General features: G+C 63.3%; 17 protein-coding genes. 7 read left to right on the top strand and 10 right to left on the bottom strand.

What is annotated here, in order from left to right:
- Window positions 1–6: 6 nt before the first annotated feature.
- The 5 genes from iolD to BPHYT_RS13895 form a co-directional block, all read right to left on the bottom strand.
- Window positions 7–1,980 carry a 3D-(3,5/4)-trihydroxycyclohexane-1,2-dione acylhydrolase (decyclizing) gene (gene iolD, locus BPHYT_RS13915; protein WP_012433792.1) on the bottom strand — a complete coding sequence of 658 codons (1,974 nt, stop codon included), beginning with the start codon at window positions 1,978–1,980 and terminating at the stop codon, window positions 7–9.
- Window positions 1,977–4,022: a bifunctional 5-dehydro-2-deoxygluconokinase/5-dehydro-2-deoxyphosphogluconate aldolase gene (locus BPHYT_RS13910; protein WP_012433791.1), complete on the bottom strand. Its 2,046-nt coding sequence runs from the start codon at window positions 4,020–4,022 to the stop codon at window positions 1,977–1,979. Before BPHYT_RS13910 ends, iolD begins: the two co-directional genes overlap by 4 nt.
- 64 nt (window positions 4,023–4,086) lie before the next feature.
- A complete protein-coding gene (locus BPHYT_RS13905; RefSeq protein WP_012433790.1) occupies window positions 4,087–4,953 on the bottom strand; it encodes an ATP-binding cassette domain-containing protein in 867 nt (288 codons plus the stop codon).
- A gap of 13 nt (window positions 4,954–4,966) precedes the next feature.
- Window positions 4,967–6,124 carry an ABC transporter permease gene (locus BPHYT_RS13900; protein WP_012433789.1) on the bottom strand — a complete coding sequence of 386 codons (1,158 nt, stop codon included), beginning with the start codon at window positions 6,122–6,124 and terminating at the stop codon, window positions 4,967–4,969.
- A 147-nt stretch (window positions 6,125–6,271) separates the two neighbouring features.
- Window positions 6,272–7,318, bottom strand: a complete 1,047-nt coding sequence (locus tag BPHYT_RS13895) for a sugar ABC transporter substrate-binding protein (protein ID WP_012433788.1) — start codon at window positions 7,316–7,318, stop codon at window positions 6,272–6,274.
- Between the two features lie 277 nt (window positions 7,319–7,595).
- Here BPHYT_RS13895 and BPHYT_RS13890 point away from each other — a divergent pair, with 277 nt between their 5' ends.
- The 5 genes from BPHYT_RS13890 (at window position 7,596) to BPHYT_RS13865 (ending at window position 12,906) form a co-directional block, all read left to right on the top strand.
- Window positions 7,596–8,477, top strand: a complete 882-nt coding sequence (locus BPHYT_RS13890) for a MurR/RpiR family transcriptional regulator (RefSeq protein ID WP_012433787.1) — start codon at window positions 7,596–7,598, stop codon at window positions 8,475–8,477.
- A complete protein-coding gene (iolG, locus tag BPHYT_RS13885; RefSeq protein ID WP_012433786.1) occupies window positions 8,470–9,486 on the top strand; it encodes an inositol 2-dehydrogenase in 1,017 nt (338 codons plus the stop codon). The genes BPHYT_RS13890 and iolG overlap by 8 nt, the downstream gene beginning before the upstream one ends.
- Entirely contained in the window at window positions 9,486–10,535 is a 1,050-nt protein-coding gene (locus BPHYT_RS13880; RefSeq protein ID WP_012433785.1) for a Gfo/Idh/MocA family oxidoreductase, read from the top strand. Before iolG ends, BPHYT_RS13880 begins: the two co-directional genes overlap by 1 nt.
- A gap of 788 nt (window positions 10,536–11,323) precedes the next feature.
- A protein-coding gene (locus BPHYT_RS13870; protein WP_238535650.1) for an IS3 family transposase occupies window positions 11,324–12,459 on the top strand; the annotation gives its coding sequence in 2 pieces (ribosomal slippage) (window positions 11,324–11,582 and window positions 11,582–12,459; 1,137 coding nt in all).
- A 219-nt stretch (window positions 12,460–12,678) separates the two neighbouring features.
- A complete protein-coding gene (locus BPHYT_RS13865; RefSeq protein WP_041759012.1) occupies window positions 12,679–12,906 on the top strand; it encodes a sulfurtransferase TusA family protein in 228 nt (75 codons plus the stop codon).
- Window positions 12,907–13,035: 129 nt separating this feature from the next.
- Here the strand turns inward: BPHYT_RS13865 and galU are convergent, their stop codons facing one another.
- From galU to BPHYT_RS13850, 3 genes are all read right to left on the bottom strand, one after another.
- Window positions 13,036–13,917 carry a UTP--glucose-1-phosphate uridylyltransferase GalU gene (gene galU / locus BPHYT_RS13860; RefSeq protein WP_012433783.1) on the bottom strand — a complete coding sequence of 294 codons (882 nt, stop codon included), beginning with the start codon at window positions 13,915–13,917 and terminating at the stop codon, window positions 13,036–13,038.
- Window positions 13,918–13,987: 70 nt separating this feature from the next.
- On the bottom strand, window positions 13,988–16,867 hold the full coding sequence (locus BPHYT_RS13855) for a valine--tRNA ligase (RefSeq protein ID WP_012433782.1): 2,880 nt from the start codon (window positions 16,865–16,867) through the stop codon (window positions 13,988–13,990).
- Window positions 16,868–17,691: 824 nt separating this feature from the next.
- Window positions 17,692–18,827, bottom strand: a protein-coding gene (locus BPHYT_RS13850; protein ID WP_238535650.1) for an IS3 family transposase whose coding sequence is annotated in 2 segments (ribosomal slippage) — window positions 17,692–18,569 and window positions 18,569–18,827 — 1,137 coding nt in all. Because the reading frame shifts where the segments join, the coding sequence is not laid out codon by codon here.
- A gap of 274 nt (window positions 18,828–19,101) precedes the next feature.
- Here BPHYT_RS13850 and BPHYT_RS13840 point away from each other — a divergent pair.
- The gene (locus tag BPHYT_RS13840) at window positions 19,102–21,453 is read left to right on the top strand and encodes a UvrD-helicase domain-containing protein (RefSeq protein ID WP_012433781.1); all 2,352 of its coding nucleotides are present in this window, start codon (window positions 19,102–19,104) and stop codon (window positions 21,451–21,453) included.
- A 23-nt stretch (window positions 21,454–21,476) separates the two neighbouring features.
- On the top strand, window positions 21,477–22,400 hold the full coding sequence (locus BPHYT_RS13835) for a 5'-methylthioadenosine/adenosylhomocysteine nucleosidase (RefSeq protein ID WP_238535594.1): 924 nt from the start codon (window positions 21,477–21,479) through the stop codon (window positions 22,398–22,400).
- Window positions 22,401–22,473: 73 nt separating this feature from the next.
- Here BPHYT_RS13835 and BPHYT_RS13830 read toward each other — a convergent pair whose 3' ends face one another.
- Both BPHYT_RS13830 and BPHYT_RS13825 read right to left on the bottom strand, forming a co-directional pair.
- Window positions 22,474–24,468 (bottom strand): propionate--CoA ligase, encoded by a 1,995-nt coding sequence (locus BPHYT_RS13830; RefSeq protein ID WP_407669136.1) that lies wholly within the window; start codon window positions 24,466–24,468, stop codon window positions 22,474–22,476.
- 176 nt (window positions 24,469–24,644) lie between these two features.
- Window positions 24,645–25,904: an MFS transporter gene (locus tag BPHYT_RS13825; protein WP_012433778.1), complete on the bottom strand. Its 1,260-nt coding sequence runs from the start codon at window positions 25,902–25,904 to the stop codon at window positions 24,645–24,647.
- Window positions 25,905–26,372 lie beyond the last annotated feature (468 nt).

Here is a 26,372-nt window from a genome sequence, read left to right as displayed (position 1 = left end):
ACGTCCTCATTCGTTGTCGGTGGAGCCGGTGTTCTGCGCGGAGCCGGCCGGTTCGGCGCGGGCGGCGAGTTGCGTTTCGTATTTCGCGCGCGCGTCGCGCACGGCGGGGCGCGTCGAGACTTCCGGCACCGCCACTTCCCACCACCAGCCGCCTTCGTCGGTGGTGTGGGCGGGATCGGTATCGATGCTGATCACGTAAGTGCGATCCGCCGCGCGGGCGCGTTGCAATGCGGCTGCGAGTTCGGCGACATTCGCCGCGTGTTCGGCCTGCGCGCCGAGCGCTCGCGCATGCGCGGCGAAATCGATCTTCGGCGCGCCGAGCGGGCCTTGCATGCAGTTCTCGAGCAGATTGTTGAACGGCGCGCCGCCGCACGCCTGCTGCAAGCGGTTGATGCAGCCATAGCCGCGATTGTCGAGCACCACGACGATCAGCTTCGCGCCGATCATCACCGAGGTGGCGATCTCGCTGTTCATCATCAGATAGCTGCCGTCGCCGACCATCACGATCACTTCACGCGCGGGCCGCGCGAGCTTCACGCCGAGGCCGCCGGCAATCTCGTAGCCCATGCACGAGTAGCCGTACTCGACGTGATACGCGCCCGGTTTGCCCGCGCGCCACAGCTTGTGCAACTCGGCGGGCAGCGTGCCGGCCGCGCAGACGACGATATCGTTCGTGGGTGAACTGGCGCTCGAACGCTGCACGGCGCCGATCACGTCGCCCTCGTAAGGCAGCACGGTATCGCGCTGCGGCGCATGCGTGAGCGTGCTGACCGTATCGCGCCAGCTTGCCGCGAGTTTGTGCGCGCGCGCGGTCCACGCGCGGTCAGCGTGCCAGCCTTGCAGCGGTTCGGCGAGCGCTTCGAGCGCGAGACGCGCATCGGCTTCGACCACTTGCGCGCGTTGCTTGAGGCCGTCGAACGCATTGGCGTTGACGGCGATCACGTCGGCTTGCGTGAACAAGGTGTTCGAGCCGGTCGTGAAGTCTTGCAAGCGCGTGCCGATGGCGAGAACGCAATCGGCGTCGTGCGCGAGCGCATTCGCCGCGGGCGAGCCGGTCACGCCCAACGCGCCCGCGTTCAGCGGATCGTTCCACGCGAGCGCGCCTTTGCCGGCCTGGGTTTCCGCCACTGGAATGCCATGCGTGGTGGCGAAACGGTGCAGCGCGTCGGTTGCGCGGCCATAGAGCAAGCCGCCGCCCGCAACGATCAACGGCCGCTTCGCATGACGCAGACGCGCGATCGCGGCTTCGATTTCATCGGCGCGCGGCGCGGGCGAATAAAACGTGACGACGCGCGGCTTGAAGAAGTCGACTGGGAAATCCCATGCCTGCGCCTGCACGTCTTGCGGCAACGCGAGCGTGACAGGCCCGCACAAGGCGGCATCGGTCAGCACGCGCACCGCGCGCGGCAACGCATTCAGCAATTGCGCCGGATGCACGATGCGGTCGAAGTAGCGCGACACGGGCTTGAGCGCGTCGTTGGCGGAGACGCCGCCGTCGTGGAAGTCTTCGACTTGCTGCAATACGGGATCGGGCGCGCGCGAAACGAAGATGTCGCCGGGCAGCAGCAGCACCGGCAAACGGTTCACATGGGCGAGCGCCGCCGCGGTCACGAGGTTGGTGGCGCCCGGTCCGATCGACGTCGTGACGGCCATCATGCGGCGGCGGAAATGCGCCTTCGCATAGGCGATCGCGCTATGCGCCATCGCCTGCTCGTTGTGAGCCCGTAGAGTGGGCAACTCTTCGCGGTGCTGATACAGCGCCTCGCCGATCCCCGCCACGTTGCCGTGGCCGAAAATGGCGAACACGCCGCCGAACAGCGGCTCGGTGCCTTCGCCGTCTTCCGTCGCGACGCGTTGCGCGGCGAGATAGCGGACCAGTGCCTGCGCGGTCGTCAGGCGCACCGTGCCGTCCGTGCGCGTGCTGGCATGGCTGGCGTCATTGGCGGACGCCGCTTCGTGATGCACTACGCGCTGATTCATGCGGCTTGCTCCTGATGGACAGGCTTCGGTGCGCTGGACTGCGCGGCGCTTGCGCCACGCGTTGCACGCCACGAAGCGATCAGTGTTTCGAAGGTGCGGCGCACGCGCCCGATCAACTCGTCGTCGCCGATTTCTCCGGCGAGCCACGCATGGCTCGGCTCATGGAAGATCGTGCGTCCGACCGTGAAGCCGCGGCACGTCGCCGATTGCGCCGCCGCGCGGAAGCCTTCGTCCAGCTGCTCGACGGCCGCCGACAAACCGAGCAGCACCACGCCCCGGCAATACGGATCGCGCTCGGCAATCAGCGCATCGACGTTGCGCCACTGCGCGGCGTCCATCGGTTCGAGCTTCCACCACTCGGGATAGATGCCGATGTTGTACAGCCGCTTTAACGCGCGATACACGGTGTCCGGCGCTTGCGGCAGATGCGCGTGTTTCGGCGGAATCACTTCGAGCAGCAATTCATGGCCGCTTGCTTGCGTCGCGTCGTAGAGCGCGCGCAGTTGCGCTTCCTGTTCGAGCCGCTGCTCGATGGGTTCGTCCGGATGGAATTGCACGAGGCACTTCACGATATGTTCCTGCGGCCACGGGATCAGCGTGGTGCCGATCGAACGGCCATGATCGAACACGAGCGGCACCGAGCCCGGCAGTTCCACCGGCCGCCCGATCCACCAGCCGCGCCCAGTCGCTGCGTTCAGCGCGTCCTGGCCATAGCGGTCGTCGATCAGCACACCGATGCGGTTCTGCAAACCCAACGCGCTTTCGGTTTGCGCGACGGCTTCGACGAACAGACCCTTCAGGCGCGCAATACGCGCATCGTCAGCGCCGGTTTGCTGCGCGAGTTCGAAGAACTGGTTGCGATGGTCGAAGGCAAAGCCGAGCACTTCGTCCCATTGTTTGCGGGCCGGCGAGACGCGATGCAGCCGTGCGAGCGTTGCGTCGCGATCCGGGCGGCGCATGCGCTGCGGATCCGCTTTCGCTTCGCGCAGGAAGTAGTCGAGTTCAGCGGGCGTCGGCATGGCCGGCGCGCAGCCGTGGCGCGAGACGACCAGCGCGCCGCTCGCGTTTGCAATGCGCGCGCAGGCTTCGAGCGGTTGATCGCGCAGCCATCCAGAGAGAAAGCCCGAGGCGAACGCATCGCCCGCGCCGAGCACGTTCAGCACTTCGACTTCCACGCCGCCGTGAATCGGCAGGTCGTCGAGCGAGGCGGGCACCGCGCCGTCGATGATCTGGCAGCCCATCGGTCCGCGTTTCAGTACCAGTGTGGCCGGCGTGACGGCTCGCACCATCGCGAGTGCGTCGACCAGTTCGGTTTTGCCGCCTGCAATGCGGAATTCCTCCTCGGTGCCGATCACCAGATCGAACAGCGGCAGAATGCGCTGCAAATGCGCAGTGACGCCTTCGCTCGCGACGAAGCGCGTCTCACCGTCCGCTTTACCGGTGAGACCCCACAACACCGGGCGATAGTCGATGTCGAGCACGGTGCGCACCTGGTTGCGGCGCGCGTAGTCCAGCGCGCGGCGGCTCGTGCGGTTCACCTGTTCGGTGGAAAAGTGCGTGCCGGTGATCAACAACGCCTTCGATGACGCAATGTAGGCCTCGTCGAAATCCGCTTCGTCGACTGCCATGTCCGCGCAATTCTCGCGATAGAAGATCAGCGGGAAAGTATCGCGGTCTTTTAAGCCGAGCAGCACGAGGGCGGTCAGGCGCTCCTGATCGATGCGCACATGGCTGACGTCGCAGCCTTCCTTGGTGAGCGTCTCGGTGAGAAAACGGCCCATGTGATCGTTGCCGACGCGCGCCAGCATCGACGAGGCGAGGCCGAGCCGCGCGCAGCCGAACGCGATATTCGCCGACGAGCCACCGAGATACTTCGCGAAGCTCGACACGTCTTCGAGTCGCGCACCGACTTGCTGCGCGTACAGATCGACAGCGAGGCGGCCGAGGCAGACGATATCGCGGCTGCGGCCCGGCGCGAAGCGGCTGCCGGTGGCCGGCGCCGAAGCGGATGTGACGCCGCTGGATGTGATGGATTGATCCATGAAGTTTCCTGAATAGCTAGGCGCGGCGGCCGGCGCGACTGTGCCGGGCCGCCGCGCTAATGAATCAGATCGTCGCGCCTTCGAGTTCGCCGATCATCTTCTGCATCTCGGCGCCGCCGGCCATCATGTCGAGCACTTCGTCCTTGCTGATGGTTTCCTTGGTGAACGTGCCGAGCGATTTGCCGCGATTGAGCACCGTGAACGAATCGCCGATCGGATACGCGTGGTGCACGTTGTGCGTAATGAAGATCACCGAGATGCCCTTGGCGCGCGCTTTGTGAATCAGCTTGAGCACGTTGAAGCTCTGCTTCACGCCGAGCGCGGCGGTCGGCTCGTCGAGAATCAGCACACGTGCGCCGAAGTGAATCGCCCGCGCAATCGCGAGACATTGCTTCTCGCCGCCGGACATGGTGCCGATCGGCTGATGCGCGTCGCGCACGTTGATGCCCATTTCGGCGAGCTTGTCGCGCGCGGTGGTGGCGCTCGTTTCGAGGTCCATTACGCTCAGGAAACCGAACAACTTCTTTTGCGGCTCGCGTCCCATGAAAAAGTTGCGCGCCACGGAGAGTAGCGGCACCAGCGCGAGATCCTGATACACGGTGGCGATGCCGAGATCGAGCGCATCTTTGGGCGACTCGAACAGCACCGGTTTGCCGTCCACCAGATATTGTCCGGAAGAGGGTTGATGCACGCCGGCAAGCGTTTTGATCAGCGTCGACTTGCCCGCGCCGTTGTCGCCGAGCAGGCAGTGCACTTCGCCGCGTTTCAGGCGCAAGGTCACGCCGCTTAGCGCGATGACCTTGCCGAAGTATTTGTTGACGTTCTCCAGCGCGAGGATCACGTCTTCCTGCGGCGCGGCTGCGGTGGCATTCGCGTTCGCGTTTGCGTTCGATTCAGGCAAGGCGTTCGCCGCGGTATTCATATCGGACATGTTCGTCTCCTCCTTACGCCTGCGAGACGCGGCGGCGCACATAGTGATTGAATAGCACGGCGATCAGGAGCATCACGCCGAGGAACACGCGGAACCAGTCGGAACTGACGTTGGTGTAGGTGATACCGATCTGCACCACGCCGAAGATCAACGCACCGAAACACGCGCCGACCACCGAACCATAACCCCCCGTGAGCAAGGTGCCGCCGATCACTGCGGCGATGATCGCTTCGAATTCCTTCTGCAAGCCGCGGTCGGCCGCGGCCGAGCCGATGTCGCACACTTGCAGCACCGCGAACAGGCATGAGCAGAACGCGGTCAACACGAACAGCGAAATCTTCACGCGACGCACCGGCACGCCGACATTCTTGGCCGCGTTGGCGTCGCCGCCTACCGCGAGGATCCAGTTGCCGGCGCGCGTTTTTGCCAGCACGAACGCGCACACTGCCGCGAGTCCGAGCCACCACAGAATCACCTTGGGAATGCCCGGCACGAGGGCGTGGCCGTTATCGAGCATGGTGCCGATGCCATGGCGCGCGAGCATCGTGAACAGACCGTTCAGCGCGACGCCGTGAAACAGCGTATTCGCGAACCAGTCCTGCTGCGCGAGGTCGCCGACACCGGAGACGATGGTGCGGTCCGCGAACATGATCGAGAGCGCGAGGGTGAGGCCGCGCAGGATGAACAGAAACGCGAGCGTGACGATGAACGACGGCAGGCGCGTACGCATCACCAGATAGCCGTTCAGCGCGCCGAGCAGCATGGAGCCGGCGAACGCGAAGAGAATCGCCAGCGAAATCGGCCAGTGAAAGTACACCGAGGGAATCGCGACCATCATGCCGGAGAAACCGATCATCGAGCCGATGGAGAGATCGAACTCGCCGGCGATCATCAATAGACAGGCGCCCACGGCGAGAATGCCGAGATACGCGGAGACCTGCGACCAGTTCATTACGCCGTCGAGATTGAACATGCCGGAGTTGCCGGCCGTCAGCGCGAAAACGAGAAACACCAGCACCGCGCCGGAAATCGCGGCGAATTCGGGGCGATTCAGCACATGGCCGAATCGGGATTCCTTGCGCAACCGTTCATCCGAATCGGGCAGCGAGGGCGCTGCTTCGCCGGTATTCGTCTTGACGTGCGGTGGGAAGTGTTTGCCGGCTACACCCATGATGTCTCCTTGGAGCCCGGCCGTGTGCGGCTCGCACGCGAGGATGCGAGGCGAGAACGACAGCCGGTGAAATGCGCGGTGGCGGCGGGCGGCCCGCTGCGAATCGAAGCGGTGCCCGCCGTGCGCGTGACTAGCTAAAGAAAAGAATCAGCGATACTGCCCTGCGTACTTGATGACCTTGTCGAGGTTTTCCTTGGTGATGAAACCCGGGCCCGAACGAATGTTCTTCGGCCCATAGGAAGGTGCGAGGCCATAGGTTGCGAGCCGTTCCTTGAACTTCGGATTGGCTTCGAGAATCTGGCGGATCTTCGCGGGATCGGTGGTGTGCTCTTTCTTCACGATCGCCAGCACGGCCACGGGGATATAGCCCTGCAAATACGGCTGCTGGTCGATCGCGAACTGGATCGTGCCGTTCTGGATCGCCTTGGCGATGTCGTCGGAGAAGTCGAACGTGCAGAAGTAGATCTTGCCCGCCAGACCCATTTGCTGAACCGCTTTCAAGGTGGCCGAAGCCGGGGTCGGTCCGAGCGTCAGGATCGCGCCGGTGTTCGGATGGTTGCGCAGATACGCGCTGACCTTCGATTGAATTTCGGTCGGGTCCTGGCCGGAGTCGATGGTCGACGACTTGTAATCGACGCCGATCGCCTCGGCAAAACCGCGGCAACGGTCGAACGACACGGTGTTGGTGGCGAGGTGATTCACGCACAGGAACGACTTCACGCCTGCTGCCTTGGCTTTCTCACCGGCGGCTTTGCCTGCCACGTATTCGGGCTGACCCACGTGCATGATCGCGCCGAGTTGCGCGCTCTGTTCCTCCGTGCCGGAATTGATCGTGACGAGCGGAATCTTTTTCGCGGTGACTTTGTTGATCGAGCTCTTCAGCACGTCGAAGTCGGCGATGGTGACGATCACACCGTCGTAGTTGCGCGCGGCGGCCTGCTCGACCAGACGCGCCATATCGGCGATGTCGCCATTCGGCGGATTGCGATAGTCGGTCTCGACGTTGAAGTCCTCGTCGGCCTGTTTGATGGCGTTCTTGATGGTGTTCCACCACGAATCCGAATCCGGCGCGTGGCTGATCAGCACGAAGTGCGCGTCAGCCGCGCGGGCGGCCGAGGCCGCGCCGAATCCCGTCGCCAACGTCAATGCCGTCACCAGAATCCTGAGCGTAGCCTTGCCCTTGCAAAGTCTCATTGTCTCCACCTTTCTCGGTATGTCGTTTTTGAAGGGAGCGTCTGGCGGGCGGCTTTGCATCTGCGTACAAACCCGGGTGTTGCCACCAAAGCGCCATCGCTCACGACCAAGATTAGGCGATCTTCCAAGACGTTGCAATGAAAATTTCATTACAAATAAAAATGGAAAATACGTTCCATTTGACGGGGCGGCTGCCTATAATCGGCAGCGTCAGGAGGCCGTGTGGCGCCGGTTTGAGGCCGCTGCCGCACTGCAATAAAGCACCCGAGAGAAAACCATGGCGGAAGAGAGCACCGAGGAATTGCCAAGCGTCGAAGAATTGATGCAGCGCATCGCGGAAAACTACGACGCGTTGCCGCGTCAGTTGAAGAATGTCGCGACGTATATCGAGCAGCATCGATCGAGCGTGATGGTGGACCGCACCAGCGACATTGCCGCGAGCTGTGGCGTGCATCCGTCCGCCGTGGTGCGGTTTGCGCAGCGCTTCGGCTTTTCCGGTTTCTCCGACCTGCAGGCGGTGTTTCGCCAGGCTTACACGGGGCAGGGCAGTTCGTCGCCGAGTTATCAGCAGCGCATTCGCAAGCTGATCGACGAGAAGCCTGGCGCGCTGTCCGGCGGTTCGGTGGCGCGCGAATTCATCGCGGCCTCGCGCGGCGCTCTGGAAGAACTCGAAGCGGGCCTCGACGACAAGGAGTTCGACGCCGCGGTGAAGATGCTGCAACAGGCCGACAACATCTACGTGATCGGCGTACGGCGCTCGTTTCCGGTGGCGAGCTATATCGTCTACGCGCTGCAGCACACGCCCAAACGCGTGCATCTGGTGTCCGGTTTCGGCGGCATGTACCGCGAACAGATTCGCAGTGTGAAGAAGGGCGATGTGGTGATCGCAATCAGCTTCGCGCCCTATGGCAAGGAAACGCAGTATTGCTTGCGAGTGGCGCATCATCATCAGGCGAAGACGCTCGTTATTACGGATAGCCAACTATCTCCGCTTGCGCGTTATGCCAGTACGCAACTGTATGTGAAAGAGGGCAGCGCGTTTGCGTTTCGCTCGCTGACCAGCACGATCTGTTTGTGCCAGGCGTTGTTCATCGCGCTCGCGTACAAGCTCGAATTGAATGTTGAAGAATCCAAAGATACTGGAGGATACGATGACTGATGGGGCAAAGACGATCGACGTGGCGGTGTTCGGCGCAGGGCGCATCGGCAAGATTCATGCGGCGAATCTTGCGCGGCAGCCGGGCGTGCGGCTGAAGTATGTGGTCGACGTGAATCGTGAAGCCGCCGCGGCGCTCGCCGCCGAGCATGGCGCGCAGGTTGCCGATATTGACGGCGCGATGGGCGATGCGTCGATCGGCGCGACCGTGATCTGTTCGAGCACCGACACGCATGCCGATCTGATCTTGCAATCCGCCGCGCAGAAGAAGCATGTGTTCTGCGAGAAGCCGGTCGATCTCACGCTGGAGCGCGCGCGGGCTTGCGCGGATGCGGTGGAGCGCGCGGGCGTGGTGTGCATGATCGGTTTTCAGCGCCGCTTCGATCCGACGTTCTCGGCGTTGAAGGCGCGGCTCGATGCGGGTGAGATCGGCACGCCGGAAATGCTGGTGGTGACGAGCCGCGATCCGGGCGCGCCGCCGGTCGAGTACATCAAGCATTCCGGCGGAATTTTCAAGGACATGCTGATTCACGACTTCGACATCTTCCGCTGGATTCTCGACGACGAGGCCGAGACGCTGCACGCCACCGGCAGTTGTCTGAGCGACCCGGCGATTGCAGAGGCGGGCGATATCGATTCGACCGCGGTGACGATCCGCACGAAGCGCGGCCGCCTGTGCCAGATCAATACCGCGCGCCGTGCCGCCTACGGCTACGACCAGCGTTTCGAAGTACTGGGCAGCCACGGCATGTTGCAAGCGGGCAATGTGCGGCCCACGGAAGTCACGGCCTATTCGAAAACCGAGGTGTCGAGCGACGTGCCGGAAGCGTTTTTCCTCGAACGCTACCGCGCCGCTTACGCGCATGAAATCGCGCATTTCTTCGATGCGGTGACGCATGGCAAGCCGGTGCGTACAACTGTAGCCGACGGTTTGAAGGCGCTCGAACTGGCTGAAGCCGCGACCCGGTCGTGGCGCGAGGGCCGCGCGATCAAACTCGGCGAGGCCTCGTGATGACGGCCGCCGCGCCGCGGGTTCGTGTGGGCGTGGTCGGCCTCGGGCGTCTCGGCAAGCGGCACGCGGAGAATCTGGCGTATCGCGTGCCGGGCGCGTCGCTCGTGGCAGCCTGCAGTCCGGTGGAAGAAGAGCGGGCATGGGCGCGAGAAGCGTTGCCCGCGCCGCGTCTGTACGAGGATTATGCGGAGTTGCTGGGTGACCGCGAAGTGGATGCGGTGTGGCTCGTCACGCCGTCGTCGTTGCACGCGCAGCAGATTGTCGATGCGTTGCGAGCCGGCAAGCATGTGTTCTGTGAGAAGCCTTTGTCGCTGGATCTTGCCGAGTGCGAGCGGGTGCTGGCCGAGTCCGCGCGTTATCCGCATTTGCAGGCCACGATTGGTTTTATGCGGCGCTTCGATCCGAGCTATCGGGACGCATTCGAGAAGATCGAAGCCGGCAAGATCGGCCGGCCGTTTCTGGTGCGCTCACAGACTGCGGATCAGAACGACAGCGATGGTTTTTTCGTGCGTTTTGCGGCGACCTCTGGCGGGATCTTTCTCGATTGCACGGTGCACGATATCGATGTCGCGCGCTGGCTGCTTGGCAAGCCGCGTGCGAAACGCGTGTTTGCCGCGGGGGCCGCGGTGATGCATGAAGGGTTGCGTGAGTTCGGCGATGTCGATAACGGTGTCGCGATCTGCGAGTTCGAGGGCGGCAAGCTGGCGATGTTTTATGCGTCGCGGACGCAGGCGCATGGGAATGATACGCATAGCGAAGTGATCGGCACGGCCGGCGCGCTGGCTATTGGGCGTAATCCGCGGGCGAATCGGGTGGAGATTTATGACGCCACGGGGATTCGGAACGAGTGCACGCCGAATTTTTTTGATCGGTTCGAGGATGCGTTTTTGTTTGAAGCTCGGGCGTTTGTTGCGGCGGTGCGGGGTGGGGTGGGGGCTTCGGCTGCGCAGGCTGGTGCTGGTGCTTCACTCGCTGATGCGGTGGAGGCTACGCGGATTGGGGTGGCGTTGCGGGAGTCTTTGTTGAGGGGGGAGGCGGTTACGTTGTAGGTTTTTTTGCTTTTTGCCTGCGCGGCTGGGTTGGCTTGCTGTGTTGGCCTTTCCTTGAAATCTTTGTGGTCCATTAGCGTTGCCCCTGTGCGGGGCGGCACTCCCTTTCTTTGCCGCCGCAAAGAAAGGAAGCAAAGAAAGCGGCTTTACACCGCCAGCTCATAAGCGGGTCCCCCGGCTCGGAGGAGGCAGTGGCGCATCTGGAATCTGTGCCCTCGCGCATTCCGCGTTCGTGACAAGGCAGTCATGCCGCCTGCGTCGCGCTGCGCGCTCGCCGGAACGGTCCATCCCAAACCCGTCGCGATTCGCGTGCGCGGTTGGGGTCGCCGGCTTCGCCCCGGCGATGCCGCGAAACGGCCGGCGGTCTGAAGTCGCGCGGGCGGGATGGAGCCGGCGCAACGGGAGGCGCTGTGGGACGCGGAAAATGGCGGGACGAGAACAGTCGCGCGAAGAGGCGGAGCACCCGGCAAGCCGCAATGCGGGCAATCCGTCCACGGCTCTTTGAAGGCCCATGGCATCGAACCGACCGAGGTCTTGCCGAACGACCGCGATGGCGCGCGCAGCGCCGCCGGAAGAATGAGCGCCTTGTCACAAACGCGGAATGCGCGAGGGTACGGTTTCCAGATGTGCCACTACCGTCGCTGCGCGGGGGACCCGCTTAAAAGCTGGCGGTGTGAAGCCGCTTTCTTTGCTTCCTTTCTTTGCGGCGGCAAAGAAAGGGAGTGTGTAGTGGTCCAATGGTCCTGGACATCTCTAAAGGGGATAATTCTCCAACTGAGGTGAGAGACATGGGCAGACGGAACCTGACAGACGAGTTCAAGGCTGAGGCAGTGCAACTGGTGGTTGCGCAGGGCTATCCAATCACCAAGGCCTGCGAGGCGTTGGGCGTGGGCGACTCGGCTTTGCGGCGCTGGGTGGCGCAGTGGCGTGCGCAGCAGGCTGAGCCGCCACGCAGCGACGTGCAGATCCAGCGCGACCAGCGACGCATCCGTGAGCTGGAAGCGCGCGTGATGGAGCTTGAGCGGGAGCGCGAGATACTAAAAAAGTCTACGGCCTTCTTCGTCAAGGAAATGGATCGCTCCTCGAAGTGATCCGTTCGCTGAAGAAGGCCTGGCCGGTGAGTCTGATGTGCCGTTTGCTGAAGGTGCCGCGAAGCAGCTATTACGCCTTTGCTGCGCGGCCGCCCAAACCGGGCGCATCGCCTCCACTGCTGAAGGCCGTGCGTCAGATTCATAGCGAAAGCCGCAGCAGTTACGGCAGTCGCCGGATGGCGCAGGCACTGCAGCAGCAGGGTTATGCAATCGGACGCTACCGGGCGCGTTCACTGATGCGCGAGGCGCAACTGGCTGTGGCCAGGCGGCGAACGCACCGGTATCGCAAGGCCGAGGGTGAAGCCCTGATTGCACCTAACCTGCTTGAGCGGCAATTCGAGCCGGGCGCGATCAACCGGGTATGGGCAGGCGATATCACGTATGTGAGAACGCGTCAGGGGTGGTCCTATCTGGCCATCGTGATGGATCTGCACTCGCGCCGCATCGTAGGCTGGGCGTTCGCCTTGCAGGCGGATACGGAACTGGTCATCCAGGCCCTACAGCAGGCCCGGCAGAAGCGGCGCCCGGCAGCCGGGCTGATGTTCCACTCCGATCAGGGCTGCCAGTACACCAGCGAGCGCTTCGTGGGCGATCTGAAGGCGAACGGGATCGTCCAGAGCATGAGCAGAAAGGGGAATTGTTGGGACAACGCGGTGGTCGAGCGCTTCTTCAGAAGCCTGAAGAGTGAATGGATTGGCGAACAGGAATACGGCAACCACGAACTCGCCCGCCGCGATATCGCGGGCTACATCGCAGACTTCTACAACTACCGGCGCATTCATTCGGCGGCAAACAATCTGCCGCCAGTGCGGTACGAAACTTCGATTTATTGAAAAAACCCTTTGTGGGTGTCCAAAGAGGCTTGACCACTACAGTGCCGCCCCGCACAGGGGCAACGCTAATAAACCACAAAGATTTCAAGGAAAGGCCAAAGCACCAAGCAAACAGCCAAAAAAAACCGCCCCGCCGGCAACCCCACCAACCCTGCTGTAGAATTTAAGCCTCCAGCGTCAAAAAAACACGCCCCAGTCCGAAGGTCATCATCGATGCAAATTCAGATTCACAAGGAAGTCGATGCACGCGGCCTCATGTGCCCGCTGCCCATCTTGCGCGCCAAGAAGGCGCTCGCCGATATGGAAAGCGGCCAGATTCTCAAGGTGCTCGCCACCGACCCGGGCTCGCAGCGCGATTTCGCCGCGTTTGCCCGGCAAACCGGCAATGAAATCGTCGAAAGCTCCGCGCACGACAAGGTTTTCACCTTCCTGATGAAGCGCCGCTAAAGCCGACGCAGCAACGCGCTCACTCGTGAGAGGGTCGCAAAAAACAAAAGGCGCTGTCCCCGCGAATGCGGGCACAGCGCCTTTTGACTTCGGTTCAACGCTACCGAGAGGCTACCGGCTCAAAGCCGCTCAACCCTCCAGCACCGGCGAACGCGTGCGCAGATATTCTTCGAAATCGGCAGCCACTTCCGGGTGACGCAAGGCGAACTCGACGGTCGCCTTCAGATAACCCAGCTTGCTGCCGCAGTCGAAACGCGTGCCGTGATACTTGTACGCCAGCACCTGTTCGTCGGCGAGCAGCGATTGGATTGCGTCCGTCAGCTGCAATTCGCCGCCCGCGCCCGGCTTCAACGCACGCAGATGTTCGAAGATGCGCGGCTTCAGCACATAGCGGCCCACCACGCCGAGATTCGACGGCGCCACGCTCGGCTCCGGCTTCTCGACGATGCCCGACATCTTGATGATCGAGTCTTCCCACTCCTTGCCGTCGACGATACCGTACGACTTGGTTTCCTGAGCGGGAATCTCTTCGACGCCGATCACCGAGCTGTGATAGTGGTCGAACACCTCGATCATCTGCGTCATGACGGGCGGCGTGCCGTACAGCAAGTCGTCCGCGAGAATGACGGCGAACGGGTTGTCGCCCACCAGCTTTTCGGCGCACATCACCGCGTGGCCCAGGCCCAGCGCTTCCGGCTGACGCACGTAGAAGCAGTCCACATGGCTCGGCTTGATGCTGCGCACGAGTTCCAGCAGCTTGTCCTTGCCGCGTGCCTCGAGTTCCGCCTCGATTTCATACGACTTATCGAAGTGGTCCTCGATCGCGCGCTTGCTGCGGCCCGTGACGAAGATCATTTCGGTGATGCCGGCCGCCATTGCCTCTTCCACCGCGTACTGGATCAGCGGCTTGTCGACAATCGGGAGCATCTCTTTCGGGCTCGCCTTCGTGGCCGGGAGGAACCGGGTGCCAAGACCTGCTACCGGAAAAACCGCCTTTGTAACTTTTAGCATGTGATTACCCTGAATCCTCTGGTTTAGCTATCGGTCCTTGCCTGCCTCTTCGGGCGGGCACGGAGCGTGATCAAGCCGGCAAGCGCGCCAGTTGGGCTTTCAGCTTGCCCACCGTCGCTTCGAATTCCGCCAGTCTTTTCTGCTCCTGCTCAACGACTGCCGGCGGTGCCTTTGCAACGAAACTCTCATTCTGCAGTTTTCCGCTGCACTTGACGATTTCCGTACTCAACCGCGCAATCTCCTTCGACAACCGCTCGCGCTCCACTGCCACATCGATTTCCACCTTCAGCACGAGCTTGTCATTCCCCACGATAGCAATTGGCGCGCCATCTGCCTGCGCATCCAGCGTTGCCTCGTCGGCAATGATCTGCACTTCGGACAAACGGGCCAATGCCTGCGCGTACGGAGCAAAGGTGCGCAGGCGCTCCGCGTTGCCGGTAGCGAGCAACGGCACCTTGACCGCCGGCGACAGATTCATTTCGCCGCGCAGATTCCGGCACGCATCGATCACTGCTTTCAGATCGGCCGCCCACTGTTCCGCGTTTTCATCGATCTTCGACGGTTCGGCGACGGGGTAAGGCTGCACCATGATGGACGCTTCGCCCTCGGCCTTGCCTTCGGGGTAACGCCCGGCCAACGGCGCCACTTTTTGCCACAGCGCCTCGGTAATGAACGGAATCACCGGGTGCGCCAACCGCAGCACCGTCTCGAGCACGCGCAGCAGAGTACGGCGAGTTGCGCGCTGCTGGTTCGGCTGACCCGTCTGGATCTGAACCTTCGCGAGCTCCAGATACCAGTCACAGTATTCGTCCCATACGAACTTGTATAGGGCGTTGGCCACATTGTCAAAACGATAGTCGGCGAAACCCTTGGCGATTTCCGCTTCCACGCGCTGCAGACGCGAGACGATCCAGAAGTCGGCCTGCGAGAAATGCAAGTGTCCGTCCGGACCGCATTCGCCGCATTGTTCCGGTTTGCCGAAACCGCAATCGTGGCCTTCGCAGTTCATCAGCACGAAACGGGTGGCATTCCACAGCTTGTTGCAGAAGTTGCGATAGCCTTCGCAGCGCGCCAGGTCGAAGTTGACGTTGCGCCCGAGCGTGGCCATCGAGGCCATCGTGAAGCGCAGCGCGTCGGTGCCGAACGCGGGGATGCCGTCGGGGAATTCCTTACGGGTTTTCTTTTCGATCGACGCGGCCTGCTTCGGGTTCATCAGGCCGGTGGTGCGCTTGGCGACCAGCGCGTCGAGGCCGATGCCGTCGACGATATCGATCGGGTCGAGCGTGTTGCCCTTGCTCTTCGACATCTTCTGGCCTTCGGCGTCGCGCACGAGACCGTGCACGTACACCGTATCGAACGGCACCTTGCCGGTGAAGTGCGTGGTCATCATGACCATGCGCGCGACCCAGAAGAAGATGATGTCGAAGCCGGTGACCAGCACCGACGACGGCAGGAAGTGCTTCAACTCCTGGGTTTCATTCGGCCAACCGAGCGACGAGAACGGCACCAGAGCAGACGAGAACCAGGTGTCGAGCACATCTTCGTCGCGCCTGAGCGCGCCCGTATAGCCGGCCGCCGCGGCCTTGGCGCGCGCGTCTTCCTCGGTCTTCGCGACGAAGATTTCGCCGTTTTCGCCGTACCACGCCGGGATCTGGTGGCCCCACCAGAGTTGGCGCGAGATGCACCAGTCCTGAATGTTTTCGAGCCACTGATAGTAAGTGGTGGTCCAGTTTTCCGGCACGAACTTGATTTCGCCGCTGCGCACCACGTCTAGCGCGGTTTCGGCGATCGATTTGCCCGGATTGAAGGTGCCTTCCGGCGCCGGCTTGCTCATGGCGACGAACCATTGGTCCGTCAGCATCGGCTCGATCACGACGCCCGTACGGTCGCCGCGCGGCACCATCAGCTTATGCGGCTTGACCGATTCGAGCACGCCGAGCGCTTCGAGGTCGGCCACCACCTGCTTGCGGGCGTCGAAACGGTCTAGGCCGCGGTATTTTTCCGGCGCGTTGTCGTTGATCTTCGCGTCGAGCGTGAGGATTTCGATCATCGGCAGCTTGTGGCGCAGACCGACCTGGTAGTCGTTGAAATCGTGCGCGGGCGTAACCTTGACGACGCCGGTGCCGAACTCGCGGTCGACATAATCATCTGCGATGATCGGCACTTCGCGGCCCGATAGCGGCAGTGTGACCGTCTTGCCGATCAGGTGCGCGTAGCGCTCGTCTTCCGGGTGGACCATCACGGCGGTGTCGCCGAGCATGGTTTCCGGGCGCGTGGTGGCGACCGTCAGATGGCCCGAGCCGTCGGTGAGCGGGTACTGGATGTGCCACAGCGAGCCGTTTTCTTCTTCGCTGACCACTTCAAGATCGGAGACGGCGGTGAGCAGCACCGGGTCCCAGTTCACGAGGCGCTTGCCGCGATAGATCAGGCCCTGTTCATACAGACGCACGAAGACGTCGCGCACGGCGGCCGACATCTTGTCGTCCATCGTGAAGTATTCGCGCGACCAGTCGATCGAGGCGCCGAGGCGGCGCACCTGGTTTGTGATGGTCGAGCCGGATTCCTGTTTCCACTCCCAGACGCGTTCAACGAATTTTTCACGGCCGAGGTCGTGGCGCGAGACGCCTTGCGCGTCCAGTTGCCGCTCGACGACGATCTGCGTGGCGATGCCCGCGTGGTCCGTGCCCGGCACCCACAGGGTGTTTTCGCCGAGCATGCGGTGATAGCGGGCGAGGCCGTCCATGATGGTCTGGTTGAACGCATGGCCCATGTGGAGGGTGCCCGTGACGTTCGGCGGCGGCAGCTGGATCGAGAAATCTTTCCGGTTTTCGTCGATGACGGGCGTCGCGTAGGCGCGCTTTTCCCATTCGGGGCCCCAGTGGGCTTCGATGGTGTGGGGCTCGAAGCTTTTGGCAAGCGTGGAGGTGGTGTCGCTCGGGGTCTCGCTCATTTGTGTCGGTTCGGCTGGTGAATGCTGGGAATGGTTGATTATAAGCGGCGCCTTGGCGGCGGGCGGGTTTTGGGTGGTTTGGGGTTGGCTTGCTGCTTTGGCCTTTCCTTGAAATCTTTGTGGTTTATTGGCGTTGCCCCTGTGCGGGGCGGCACTCCCTTTCTTTGCCGCCGCAAAGAAAGGAAGCAAAGAAAGCGGCTTTACACCGCCAGCTTGTAAGCGGGTCCCCCGGACTGGAGGAGGCAGTGGCGCATCTGGAATCTGTGCCCTCGCGCATTCCGCGTTCGTGACAAGGCAGTCATGCCGCCCGCGTCGCGCTGCGCGCTCGCCGGAACGGTCTATCCCAAACCCGCCGCGGCTCGTGTGCGCAGTGGGGCCACCGGCTTCGCCCCAACGATGCCGCGAAACGGCCGGCGGTCCTGAAAGCGCTCGGGTGGGACGGAGCCGGGCACACGGGAGACGCCGTGGGACGTGGAAAATGACGGAACGAGAACAGTTGCGCGCGAGAGAGGCCGAGCACCCGGCAAGCCGCAATGCGGAAAATCCGTCCACAGCTCATTGAAGGCCCTTGGCATCGAACCGACTGAGGTCTTGCCGAACGACCGCGACGGCGCGCGCAGCGCCGCCGGAAGAATGAGCGCCTTGTCACGAACGCGGAATGCGCGAGGGCACAGATTCCAGATGCGCCACTGCCCCCTCCAAGCCGGGGGACCCACTTAAAAGCTGGCGGTGTGAAGCCGCTTTCTTTGCTTCCTTTCTTTGCGGCGGCAAAGAAAGGGAGTGTGTAGTGGTCAAGCCTCTTTGGACACCCACAAAGGGTTTTTTCAATAAATCGAAGTTTCGTACCGCACTGGCGGCAGATTGTTTGCCGCCGAATGAATGCGCCGGTAGTTGTAGAAGTCTGCGATGTAGCCCGCGATATCGCGGCGGGCGAGTTCGTGGTTGCCGTATTCCTGTTCGCCAATCCATTCACTCTTCAGGCTTCTGAAGAAGCGCTCGACCACCGCGTTGTCCCAACAATTCCCCTTTCTGCTCATGCTCTGGACGATCCCGTTCGCCTTCAGATCGCCCACGAAGCGCTCGCTGGTGTACTGGCAGCCCTGATCGGAGTGGAACATCAGCCCGGCTGCCGGGCGCCGCTTCTGCCGGGCCTGCTGTAGGGCCTGGATGACCAGTTCCGTATCCGCCTGCAAGGCGAACGCCCAGCCTACGATGCGGCGCGAGTGCAGATCCATCACGATGGCCAGATAGGACCACCCCTGACGCGTTCTCACATACGTGATATCGCCTGCCCATACCCGGTTGATCGCGCCCGGCTCGAATTGCCGCTCAAGCAGGTTAGGTGCAATCAGGGCTTCACCCTCGGCCTTGCGATACCGGTGCGTTCGCCGCCTGGCCACAGCCAGTTGCGCCTCGCGCATCAGTGAACGCGCCCGGTAGCGTCCGATTGCATAACCCTGCTGCTGCAGTGCCTGCGCCATCCGGCGACTGCCGTAACTGCTGCGGCTTTCGCTATGAATCTGACGCACGGCCTTCAGCAGTGGAGGCGATGCGCCCGGTTTGGGCGGCCGCGCAGCAAAGGCGTAATAGCTGCTTCGCGGCACCTTCAGCAAACGGCACATCAGACTCACCGGCCAGGCCTTCTTCAGCGAACGGATCACTTCGAGGAGCGATCCATTTCCTTGACGAAGAAGGCCGTAGACTTTTTTAGTATCTCGCGCTCCCGCTCAAGCTCCATCACGCGCGCTTCCAGCTCACGGATGCGTCGCTGGTCGCGCTGGATCTGCACGTCGCTGCGTGGCGGCTCAGCCTGCTGCGCACGCCACTGCGCCACCCAGCGCCGCAAAGCCGAGTCGCCCACGCCCAACGCCTCGCAGGCCTTGGTGATTGGATAGCCCTGCGCAACCACCAGTTGCACTGCCTCAGCCTTGAACTCGTCTGTCAGGTTCCGTCTGCCCATGTCTCTCACCTCAGTTGGAGAATTATCCCCTTTAGAGATGTCCAGGACCATTGGACCACTACAGTGCCGCCCCGCACAGGGGCAACGCCAATAGACCACAAAGATTTCAAGGAAAGGCCAACACAGCAATCAGACCCAACCCCCAGCGCCCGCAACAAAAGACCAACAAAAAGAAACCGACAACCCCACCCCAACCCACCCCGCCGAACAGGCAAAAAAACCGCCCCCCCTCCGGGGCATATAATGTCGAACGACCCGCCGCCCCTCCGAAAAAATGCCCGACCTGCTAGCCAATCTCAACCCCGAACAACACGCCGCCGTCACGCTCCCGAACGAGCCCGCCCTCATTCTCGCCGGCGCGGGCAGCGGCAAGACCCGCGTCCTGATCACGCGCATCGCGTGGCTTATCCAGCACGGTCTGGCGTCGCCGGCCACGATTCTGGCGGTGACCTTCACCAACAAAGCCGCCCGCGAGATGATGTCGCGTCTGTCGGCGCTCCTGCCGATCGACACGCGCGGCATGTGGATCGGCACCTTCCACGGCCTCTGTAACCGCATGCTGCGCGCGCATCACCGCGACGCGGGCCTGCCGGCCACCTTCCAGATTCTCGATACCGCCGACCAGCTGTCCGCGATCAAGCGTCTGATGAAGGGCCTCAACATCGACGACGAAAAGTACCCGGCGAAAAATCTCCAGTACTTCATCAACAACGCGAAAGAACAAGGTCTGCGCCCAAAAGACGTCGACGCCACCGACAACTTCAACCGCAAATTCGTCGAACTCTACGAAGCCTACGACCAGCAATGCCAGCGCGAAGGCGTCGTCGACTTTCCGGAACTGCTGCTGCGCTGCTACGAACTGCTCGCGCACAATCCGCCGTTGCGCGCCCACTACCAGGCGCGCTTCCGGCATATTCTGGTCGACGAGTTCCAAGACACCAACAAGCTGCAATACGCCTGGCTCAAGATGCTGGCGGGCCAGACCAACTCGATCTTCGCCGTCGGCGACGACGATCAGTCGATCTACGCGTTTCGCGGCGCGAACGTCGGCAACATGCGCGACTTCGAACACGAGTTCAACGTCCGTCATCTGATCAAGCTGGAGCAGAACTACCGCTCGCACGGCCATATTCTCGACGCCGCCAATCAGCTCATCGCCAACAATTCGCGCCGTCTGGGCAAGAATCTGCGTACCGACGCGGGCCACGGCGAACCGGTCCGCGTGTATGAATCCGCGACTGATTCGCAGGAAGCCAGCTGGATCGTCGAGGAAATCAAGGCGCTGATCAGCACCGGCACGTCGCGCAGCGAAATCGCGATTCTCTACCGCAGCAACGCGCAGTCGCGCACGATCGAACACACGCTGGTCAACGCGGGCATCGCGTATCGCGTGTACGGCGGCTTGCGCTTTTTCGAGCGCCAGGAAGTCAAGCACGCGCTCGCCTATCTGCGCCTGATCGACAATCCGAACGACGACACCGCGTTCGCGCGCGTTGTCAATTTTCCGACACGCGGCATCGGCGCGCGCTCCATCGAGCAACTCGCGGACGCGGCGCGTCTGTACAACTGCTCGATGGCCGCAGCGATTCCGTACGTGGCGGGCAAGGCGGGTTCGAGCCTCGCGGCCTTCGCGAACCTGGTCGGCAAGATGCGCGCGGAAACGCAGCAGATGAGCCTGCCGGAAACCGTCGAATACGTGGTGCGCACGAGCGGTCTCTCGGAGTTCTATCAGAACGAACGCGAAGGCCAGGACCGGCTCGAGAACTTGCAGGAACTGGTCAACGCGGCCGCCGCGTTCGTCAGCGAAGAGGGCTACGGCATGGACACGCCGGCGCGCTCCATTCCGCTGCGTCCGGGCGCGACCGCCGCGCCCGAACTGGCCGTCGCCACCGACGATCCGAATACCGTCGTGCTCGACGCCCCCGGCATTGCCGACCCGGCGCAAAACCCGGACACGATGACGCCGCTCGCCGGTTTCCTGTCACACGCATCGCTGGAGGCGGGCGACAATCAGGCGCAAGCCGGCCAGGAAGCCGTGCAACTGATGACGGTGCACGCGGCGAAGGGCCTCGAGTTCACGGCGGTGTTCATCACCGGTCTGGAAGAGGGGCTGTTCCCACACGAAAACAGCGCGATGGAATCGGACGGCCTGGAAGAGGAGCGCCGCCTGATGTACGTGGCAATCACGCGCGCCAAGGAGCGGTTGTATCTGTCGTTCGCGCAGAGCCGCATGCTGCATGGTCAGACGCGTTACAACATCCGTTCGCGTTTCTTCGACGAACTGCCGCAGGAAACGCTCAAGTGGCTCACGCCGAAGGTCGAGGCGGGCGCGCGCTGGGGCGGCCGCTCCGACAACGCGGGTTATGGGCGCGACTGGTTCGCGCGGCCGGGTTATACGGGGCCCGCATCGTCCACGCCCGCGCAGTTGCCCGCGTTCGCGAACGAGCAGCGTGCGGCGGAAACGGGTTTCCGCGTCGGCCAGCAAGTGTTCCACACCAAGTTCGGCGAAGGCACGATCACCGCGCTCGAAGGCGGCGGCGCCGACGCGAAAGCACAGGTCAAATTCAAGCGGCACGGCGAGAAATGGCTGGCGCTCGCGGTCGCTAAATTGCAGGCGGTGGAATGAGCGGGACGGGCGCAGGTGCCGGGATGTCCGGCGTCGACGCAGCGCGCCAAGTGGCGCATGGCGTTGAAACGGTGGGCGTCGAGGCCCAAGGCGTAGAAGCCGCCGGCACGCCAGCGGTGGTGGGGGGCTCGTCAGCCGCAAGCCTCTCCGCGATAGATCCGGACCGCAGCGGCAAGCCGCTTTCACGGCGACCGCTCGGAATTCTGGCGGCGTTGCCGCAAGAGCTCGGCGATCTGATCGAAGCGATGCGCGCCGAGTCCGGCGTGCGCACGATCACGCACGGTCAGCGCGACTATCACGTGGGCACCGTCCACGGCGCGCCGTGTGTGGTGACGCTGGCGCGCGTCGGCAAGGTCGCGGCGGCGGCCACGGTCAGCGCGCTGATCCATGCATTCGACGTCGAAGCGGTCGTCTTCACGGGCGTGGCCGGCGGCGTGGGCAGCGAAGTGCGAGTGGGCGACATCGTCGTCGCTGACGCGTTGCTGCAGCACGATCTCGACGCATCGCCGCTGTTTCCGCGTTTCGAAGTGCCGTTGCTGGGCGTCTCGCGATTCGACGCCGATGTGGCGCTGGCCGATCAACTCGCCGCAGCCTGCGGGCGGTTCGTCGCGGAAGAGGGCTTGGCCTTGGCGGCGCGTTTCGGCACACGTGAGCCGCGCGTGCATCGCGGTTTGATCATCAGCGGCGATCAGTTCGTGGCCAGCGCGGCCGGCGTTCAGGCCTTGCGCGAGGCGTTGCCGGATGCGCTCGCCGTCGAGATGGAAGGCGCGGCGATCGCGCAGGTCTGTTACGAATACGGCGTGCCGTGCGCGGTCGTGCGTACCGTTTCCGATACCGCCGACGATCACGCGCCGGCGTCTTTCGTGTCGTTTCTCACGGAGATCGCGGGGACGTATTCGAACGCGATTCTGACGCGGTTTTTAGAAGCGCGTAGTTCGACCGTCTGACGGACGGCGTCGGGATGCGCGTGTCGACGCATCTATAACGACACGCGCTTCAGCCCCGCTGCTGCCTTGCAAGCTACTTCCCCGCACCGTCGTCCAATGCCTCGCGCACCTGCTGCAACGCGGCCGGATCTTCGATGGTCGGCAGATCGCCAGGCTCGCGTCCCTCGGCGAGCGCCGCGATCGCGCGGCGCAGCAGCTTGCCGGAGCGTGTCTTCGGCAGCATGGGCACCACCACGACCCGTGACGGCCGCGCAATCGCGCCGAGCTGGCGGTCTACCGTCGCCGTGAGTTCGGCGTCCAGTTTGCTGCGCTTTTTCGTGTCCGCGTAAGCCTGCGCGTCGCGCAGCACCACGAAGGCCATCGCCGCCTGGCCCTTCAAAGGATCGGTAACGCCGACCACCGCGACCTCCGCCACGGCCGCGTGGCTCGACAACGCTTCCTCGATCTCGCGCGTGCCGAGCCGGTGGCCGGCGACGTTGATCACGTCGTCGGTGCGGCCGAGGATCGTCACGTAGCCGTCTTCGTCCTGCACGCCCCAGTCGAAGGTCGAATAGACCTGCTGGTTTGGGATGCTCGACCAGTAAGTGCTCACGAAGCGTTTGTCGTCGCCCCATACCGTCGACATGCAACCGGGCGGCAGCGGATAGTCCAGCGTCAGGACGCCTTTCTCGCCGGGCGGGCAGGGCTCGCCGGTGAGCTCGTTGCGCAAGGTCAGGTTGAATCCCGCCGACGGCACGCCCGGCGAGCCAAGCCTGGTCGGCAGTGCTTCGACGCCGCGCGGAATCGCCAGCATCGGCCAGCCGGTCTCGGTCTGCCAGTAGTTGTCGATCACCGGCTTGTCGAGCGCGCCGGCGATCCAGGCGGCGGTGGGTTCGTCGAGCGGCTCGCCGGCGAGGAACAGCGCGCGCAGGCTCGTCAGGTCCGCCTGCTTCAGCAGCGCCGGGTCCTGCTTCTTCAGCACGCGCAAGGCGGTCGGCGCGGTGAACATCAGATTGATCCGGTGATGCGCGACGAGACGCCACCAGATGCCGCCGTCCGGACGGATCGGCGTGCCTTCGTACATCACGGTGGTGAGGCCCGCGATCAGCGGCGCGTAGACGATATAGCTGTGGCCGACCACCCAGCCCACGTCCGACGCCGTGAACATCACGTCGCCCGCTTTGCCCTGAAAGATGTGTTCCATCGAAGCCGCCAGCGCGACCGCGTAGCCACCGACGTCGCGTTGCACGCCCTTCGGCTTGCCGGTCGTGCCCGACGTGTACAGCACGTAGGAAGGCTCGTTCGATTCGAGCCATTCGCACGGCACGTGGGCGTCGAAGAACTGCTCGCGCAGCGGTTCGTAGGCGACCAGGTAGCTGGCGTTGAGCCGCTCGGGCGCGAGTTGCCGGTCGATCAGCAGAACGCGCGGCGTCTTGTGTTGGGCGCGGGCGAGCGCCTCGTCCATCAGCGGTGTGTAGTCGATCACCTTGCCGCCGCGCGCGCCGGCGTCGGCGGTGACGATCAGGACCGGCTTTGCGTCGTCGATGCGGGCCGCGAGATTCGGCGCCGCGAAGCCGCCGAACACCACCGAATGAATCGCGCCGAGACGCGCGCAGGCGAGCATCGCGAACAGGGCTTCGGGGATCATCGGCAGATAGAGCAGCACTACGTCGCCGCGTTTCACGTCGAGCGAGCGCATGACCGCTGCCATCCGGTTGACCTCGCCGTACAGTTCGGCGTAGGTGTAGCGCCGCTCGATGCCGGTTTCCGTCGACACATACACTAGCGCGTTCTGCTGCGCGCGCTCGGCCAGATGGCGGTCCACCGCGTTGTGGCACAGGTTCGTCCGGCCGCCGACAAACCAGCGCGCGAACGGCGGATTCGAACGGTCGAGCACCGTATCGAACGGCGTGTGCCAATGAATGCGCCGCGCCTCGTCGCGCCAGAATGCTTCGGGGTCTTCGATCGAACGGCGGTGGAAGTCGCGATAGCTTGTCATCTGCGGCGATCCTTCTGCTGCGTGAGTGAACGGATGTCGGGTCGTGCGGCCGTGTGGCGCGGCGCGAGAGCAGGGCGTGTATCCGCACAAGCATAGAGCAGGCGTGGCTCGGCGGACAACGCGGGTTCACCATGAGCGATGCGGCGTGCTATCGGGATGGGTGATGACTTCCGCGGCGGGCCTGCCGGGGACACCCGTTGCAGACAAAGAAAAAGAAAAAGGCGCCGAAGCGCCTTCTTCTCACCAGAGTTGCCGTCAGCCGGCCGTCACGCCTTTGCGCGCTTGCCTTCCACATCGGGCAGGAACACCGTCAGCACGCCGATCAGCGGCAGGAACGAGCAGACCTTATAGACGTACGTGATGCTGGTGGCATCGGCTAGTTGCCCGAGCACCGCCGCGCCGATCCCGCCCATGCCGAACGCGAAGCCGAAGAACAGGCCCGCGACCATGCCCACCTTGCCGGGAATCAGTTCCTGCGCATACACGAGGATCGCCGAGAACGCCGAGGCGAGCACCACGCCGATGATCACCGTCAGCACGCCGGTCCAGAACAGATTGGCGTACGGCAGCAGCAGCGTGAACGGCGCCACGCCGAGAATCGACACCCAGATCACATACTTGCGGCCGATCCTGTCGCCGATCGGACCGCCGATCACCGTGCCCGCCGCGACGGCCGCGAGGAACACGAACAGATGAACCTGCGCGGCCTGCACCGGCAGATGGAACTTGTCGATCAAATAGAAGGTGAAGTAGCTGTTGATGCTGGCGAGATAGAAGTACTTCGAGAACACCAGCAGGATCAGCACGCCCATCGCGAACATGACCTTGTTGCGCGACAGCGTGGCGTGACCGGCGACGCTGCGCGCTTTCTTCACCGACGGATGCGCCTTGTACCAGCGGCCGATCTGCGTCAGCACGACGATCGCGACGAGGGCGGCCACCGAAAACCACGCGATGCTGCGCTGGCCGTGCGGAATCACGATCAACGCGGCGAGCAGCGGCCCGAGCGACGAACCCGCATTGCCGCCCACCTGGAACAGCGACTGCGCGAGCCCGTGCCGGCCGCCCGACGCCATGCGCGCGACCCGCGACGACTCCGGATGAAACACCGACGAACCGCAGCCCACCAGCGCGGCTGCCACCAGCAGCACGCCGAAGCTGGGCGCGACCGACATCAGCAGCAGACCCGCGAGCGTGAAGCCCATGCCGACGGGCAGCGAATACGGCTTCGGATGCTTGTCCGTATAACTACCGACCAGCGGCTGCAGCAGCGACGCAGTGATCTGATAGGTCAGCGTGATCAGACCGATCTGACCGAACGACAGCGAGAAGTTGTCCTTCAGCATCGGGTAGATCGCCAGGATCAACGATTGGATCATGTCGTTGAGCAGATGCGAGAAGCTGATCGCGCCGAGCACGGAGTACACCGTGCGCTGCGCTTTGGCGGCGGGCTGCGCGGCGGCGGCCGAGCCGGTTCCTGTTCCAGCTCCGCCGGCGAGGGCGCTTTTATCGAGGCTCGTTTCCATACGCTAGATGAGAGAGAAGAAAGGTGGATCTGAGGTAGCCGGAGGCTCTGTTCGGGCGACGTTTCCAGCGCTGCGGCATTTCGACGCGGCGACGTGCGCCGTCAACTAATTGTCGAAGTTTAAAGTGGCCTGAGTTAAATGTAAGGACAAGTTTTGTCGTGAATCGGACAGGTTCTGGTCATAAGGGCCAGAGACCGTGCGCCGAAACGGGGAACCGTGCGCACCTCGGCGGTGCCGGCGACCGGTGTGTTGCCACGGCTACGCATGGCTGGCAAGTCGTCTGATATATGCCAACCACCGAATTTTGGCCATGTATAAAACGGTCGCGGGCGCGCGGCTTACGAGGCGGCGCGCCGAGGACCGGGCGACAGATGTGGCAAGAACCGTGGCAAAACGCGTGGTGACACGCGTGGCGCAAGCGGCTGGCATTTTCGCAAGCGACGTTAAAGATCGCCGGCGTTCTTGCCG

Source organism: Paraburkholderia phytofirmans PsJN (genome assembly GCF_000020125.1).
Lineage (GTDB): Bacteria > Pseudomonadota > Gammaproteobacteria > Burkholderiales > Burkholderiaceae > Paraburkholderia > Paraburkholderia phytofirmans.
This window is presented reverse-complemented; position numbering and strand designations above follow the sequence as displayed.

What these genes read in the sequence shown, in the direction of transcription:
- BPHYT_RS13905 (WP_012433790.1), bottom strand. Translation starts at nt 4,953, where the DNA reads ATGTCCGATATGAATACCGCGGCGAACGCCTTGCCTGAATCGAACGCA.
- BPHYT_RS13890 (WP_012433787.1), top strand. Translation starts at nt 7,596, where the DNA reads ATGGCGGAAGAGAGCACCGAGGAATTGCCAAGCGTCGAAGAATTGATG.
- BPHYT_RS13910 (WP_012433791.1), bottom strand. Translation starts at nt 4,022, where the DNA reads ATGGATCAATCCATCACATCCAGCGGCGTCACATCCGCTTCGGCGCCG.
- BPHYT_RS13835 (WP_238535594.1), top strand. Translation starts at nt 21,477, where the DNA reads ATGTCCGGCGTCGACGCAGCGCGCCAAGTGGCGCATGGCGTTGAAACG.
- BPHYT_RS13825 (WP_012433778.1), bottom strand. Translation starts at nt 25,904, where the DNA reads ATGGAAACGAGCCTCGATAAAAGCGCCCTCGCCGGCGGAGCTGGAACA.
- BPHYT_RS13900 (WP_012433789.1), bottom strand. Translation starts at nt 6,124, where the DNA reads ATGGGTGTAGCCGGCAAACACTTCCCACCGCACGTCAAGACGAATACC.
- BPHYT_RS13840 (WP_012433781.1), top strand. Translation starts at nt 19,102, where the DNA reads ATGCCCGACCTGCTAGCCAATCTCAACCCCGAACAACACGCCGCCGTC.
- BPHYT_RS13855 (WP_012433782.1), bottom strand. Translation starts at nt 16,867, where the DNA reads ATGAGCGAGACCCCGAGCGACACCACCTCCACGCTTGCCAAAAGCTTC.
- BPHYT_RS13880 (WP_012433785.1), top strand. Translation starts at nt 9,486, where the DNA reads ATGACGGCCGCCGCGCCGCGGGTTCGTGTGGGCGTGGTCGGCCTCGGG.
- BPHYT_RS13895 (WP_012433788.1), bottom strand. Translation starts at nt 7,318, where the DNA reads ATGAGACTTTGCAAGGGCAAGGCTACGCTCAGGATTCTGGTGACGGCA.
- iolG (WP_012433786.1), top strand. Translation starts at nt 8,470, where the DNA reads ATGACTGATGGGGCAAAGACGATCGACGTGGCGGTGTTCGGCGCAGGG.
- iolD (WP_012433792.1), bottom strand. Translation starts at nt 1,980, where the DNA reads ATGAATCAGCGCGTAGTGCATCACGAAGCGGCGTCCGCCAATGACGCC.
- galU (WP_012433783.1), bottom strand. Translation starts at nt 13,917, where the DNA reads ATGCTAAAAGTTACAAAGGCGGTTTTTCCGGTAGCAGGTCTTGGCACC.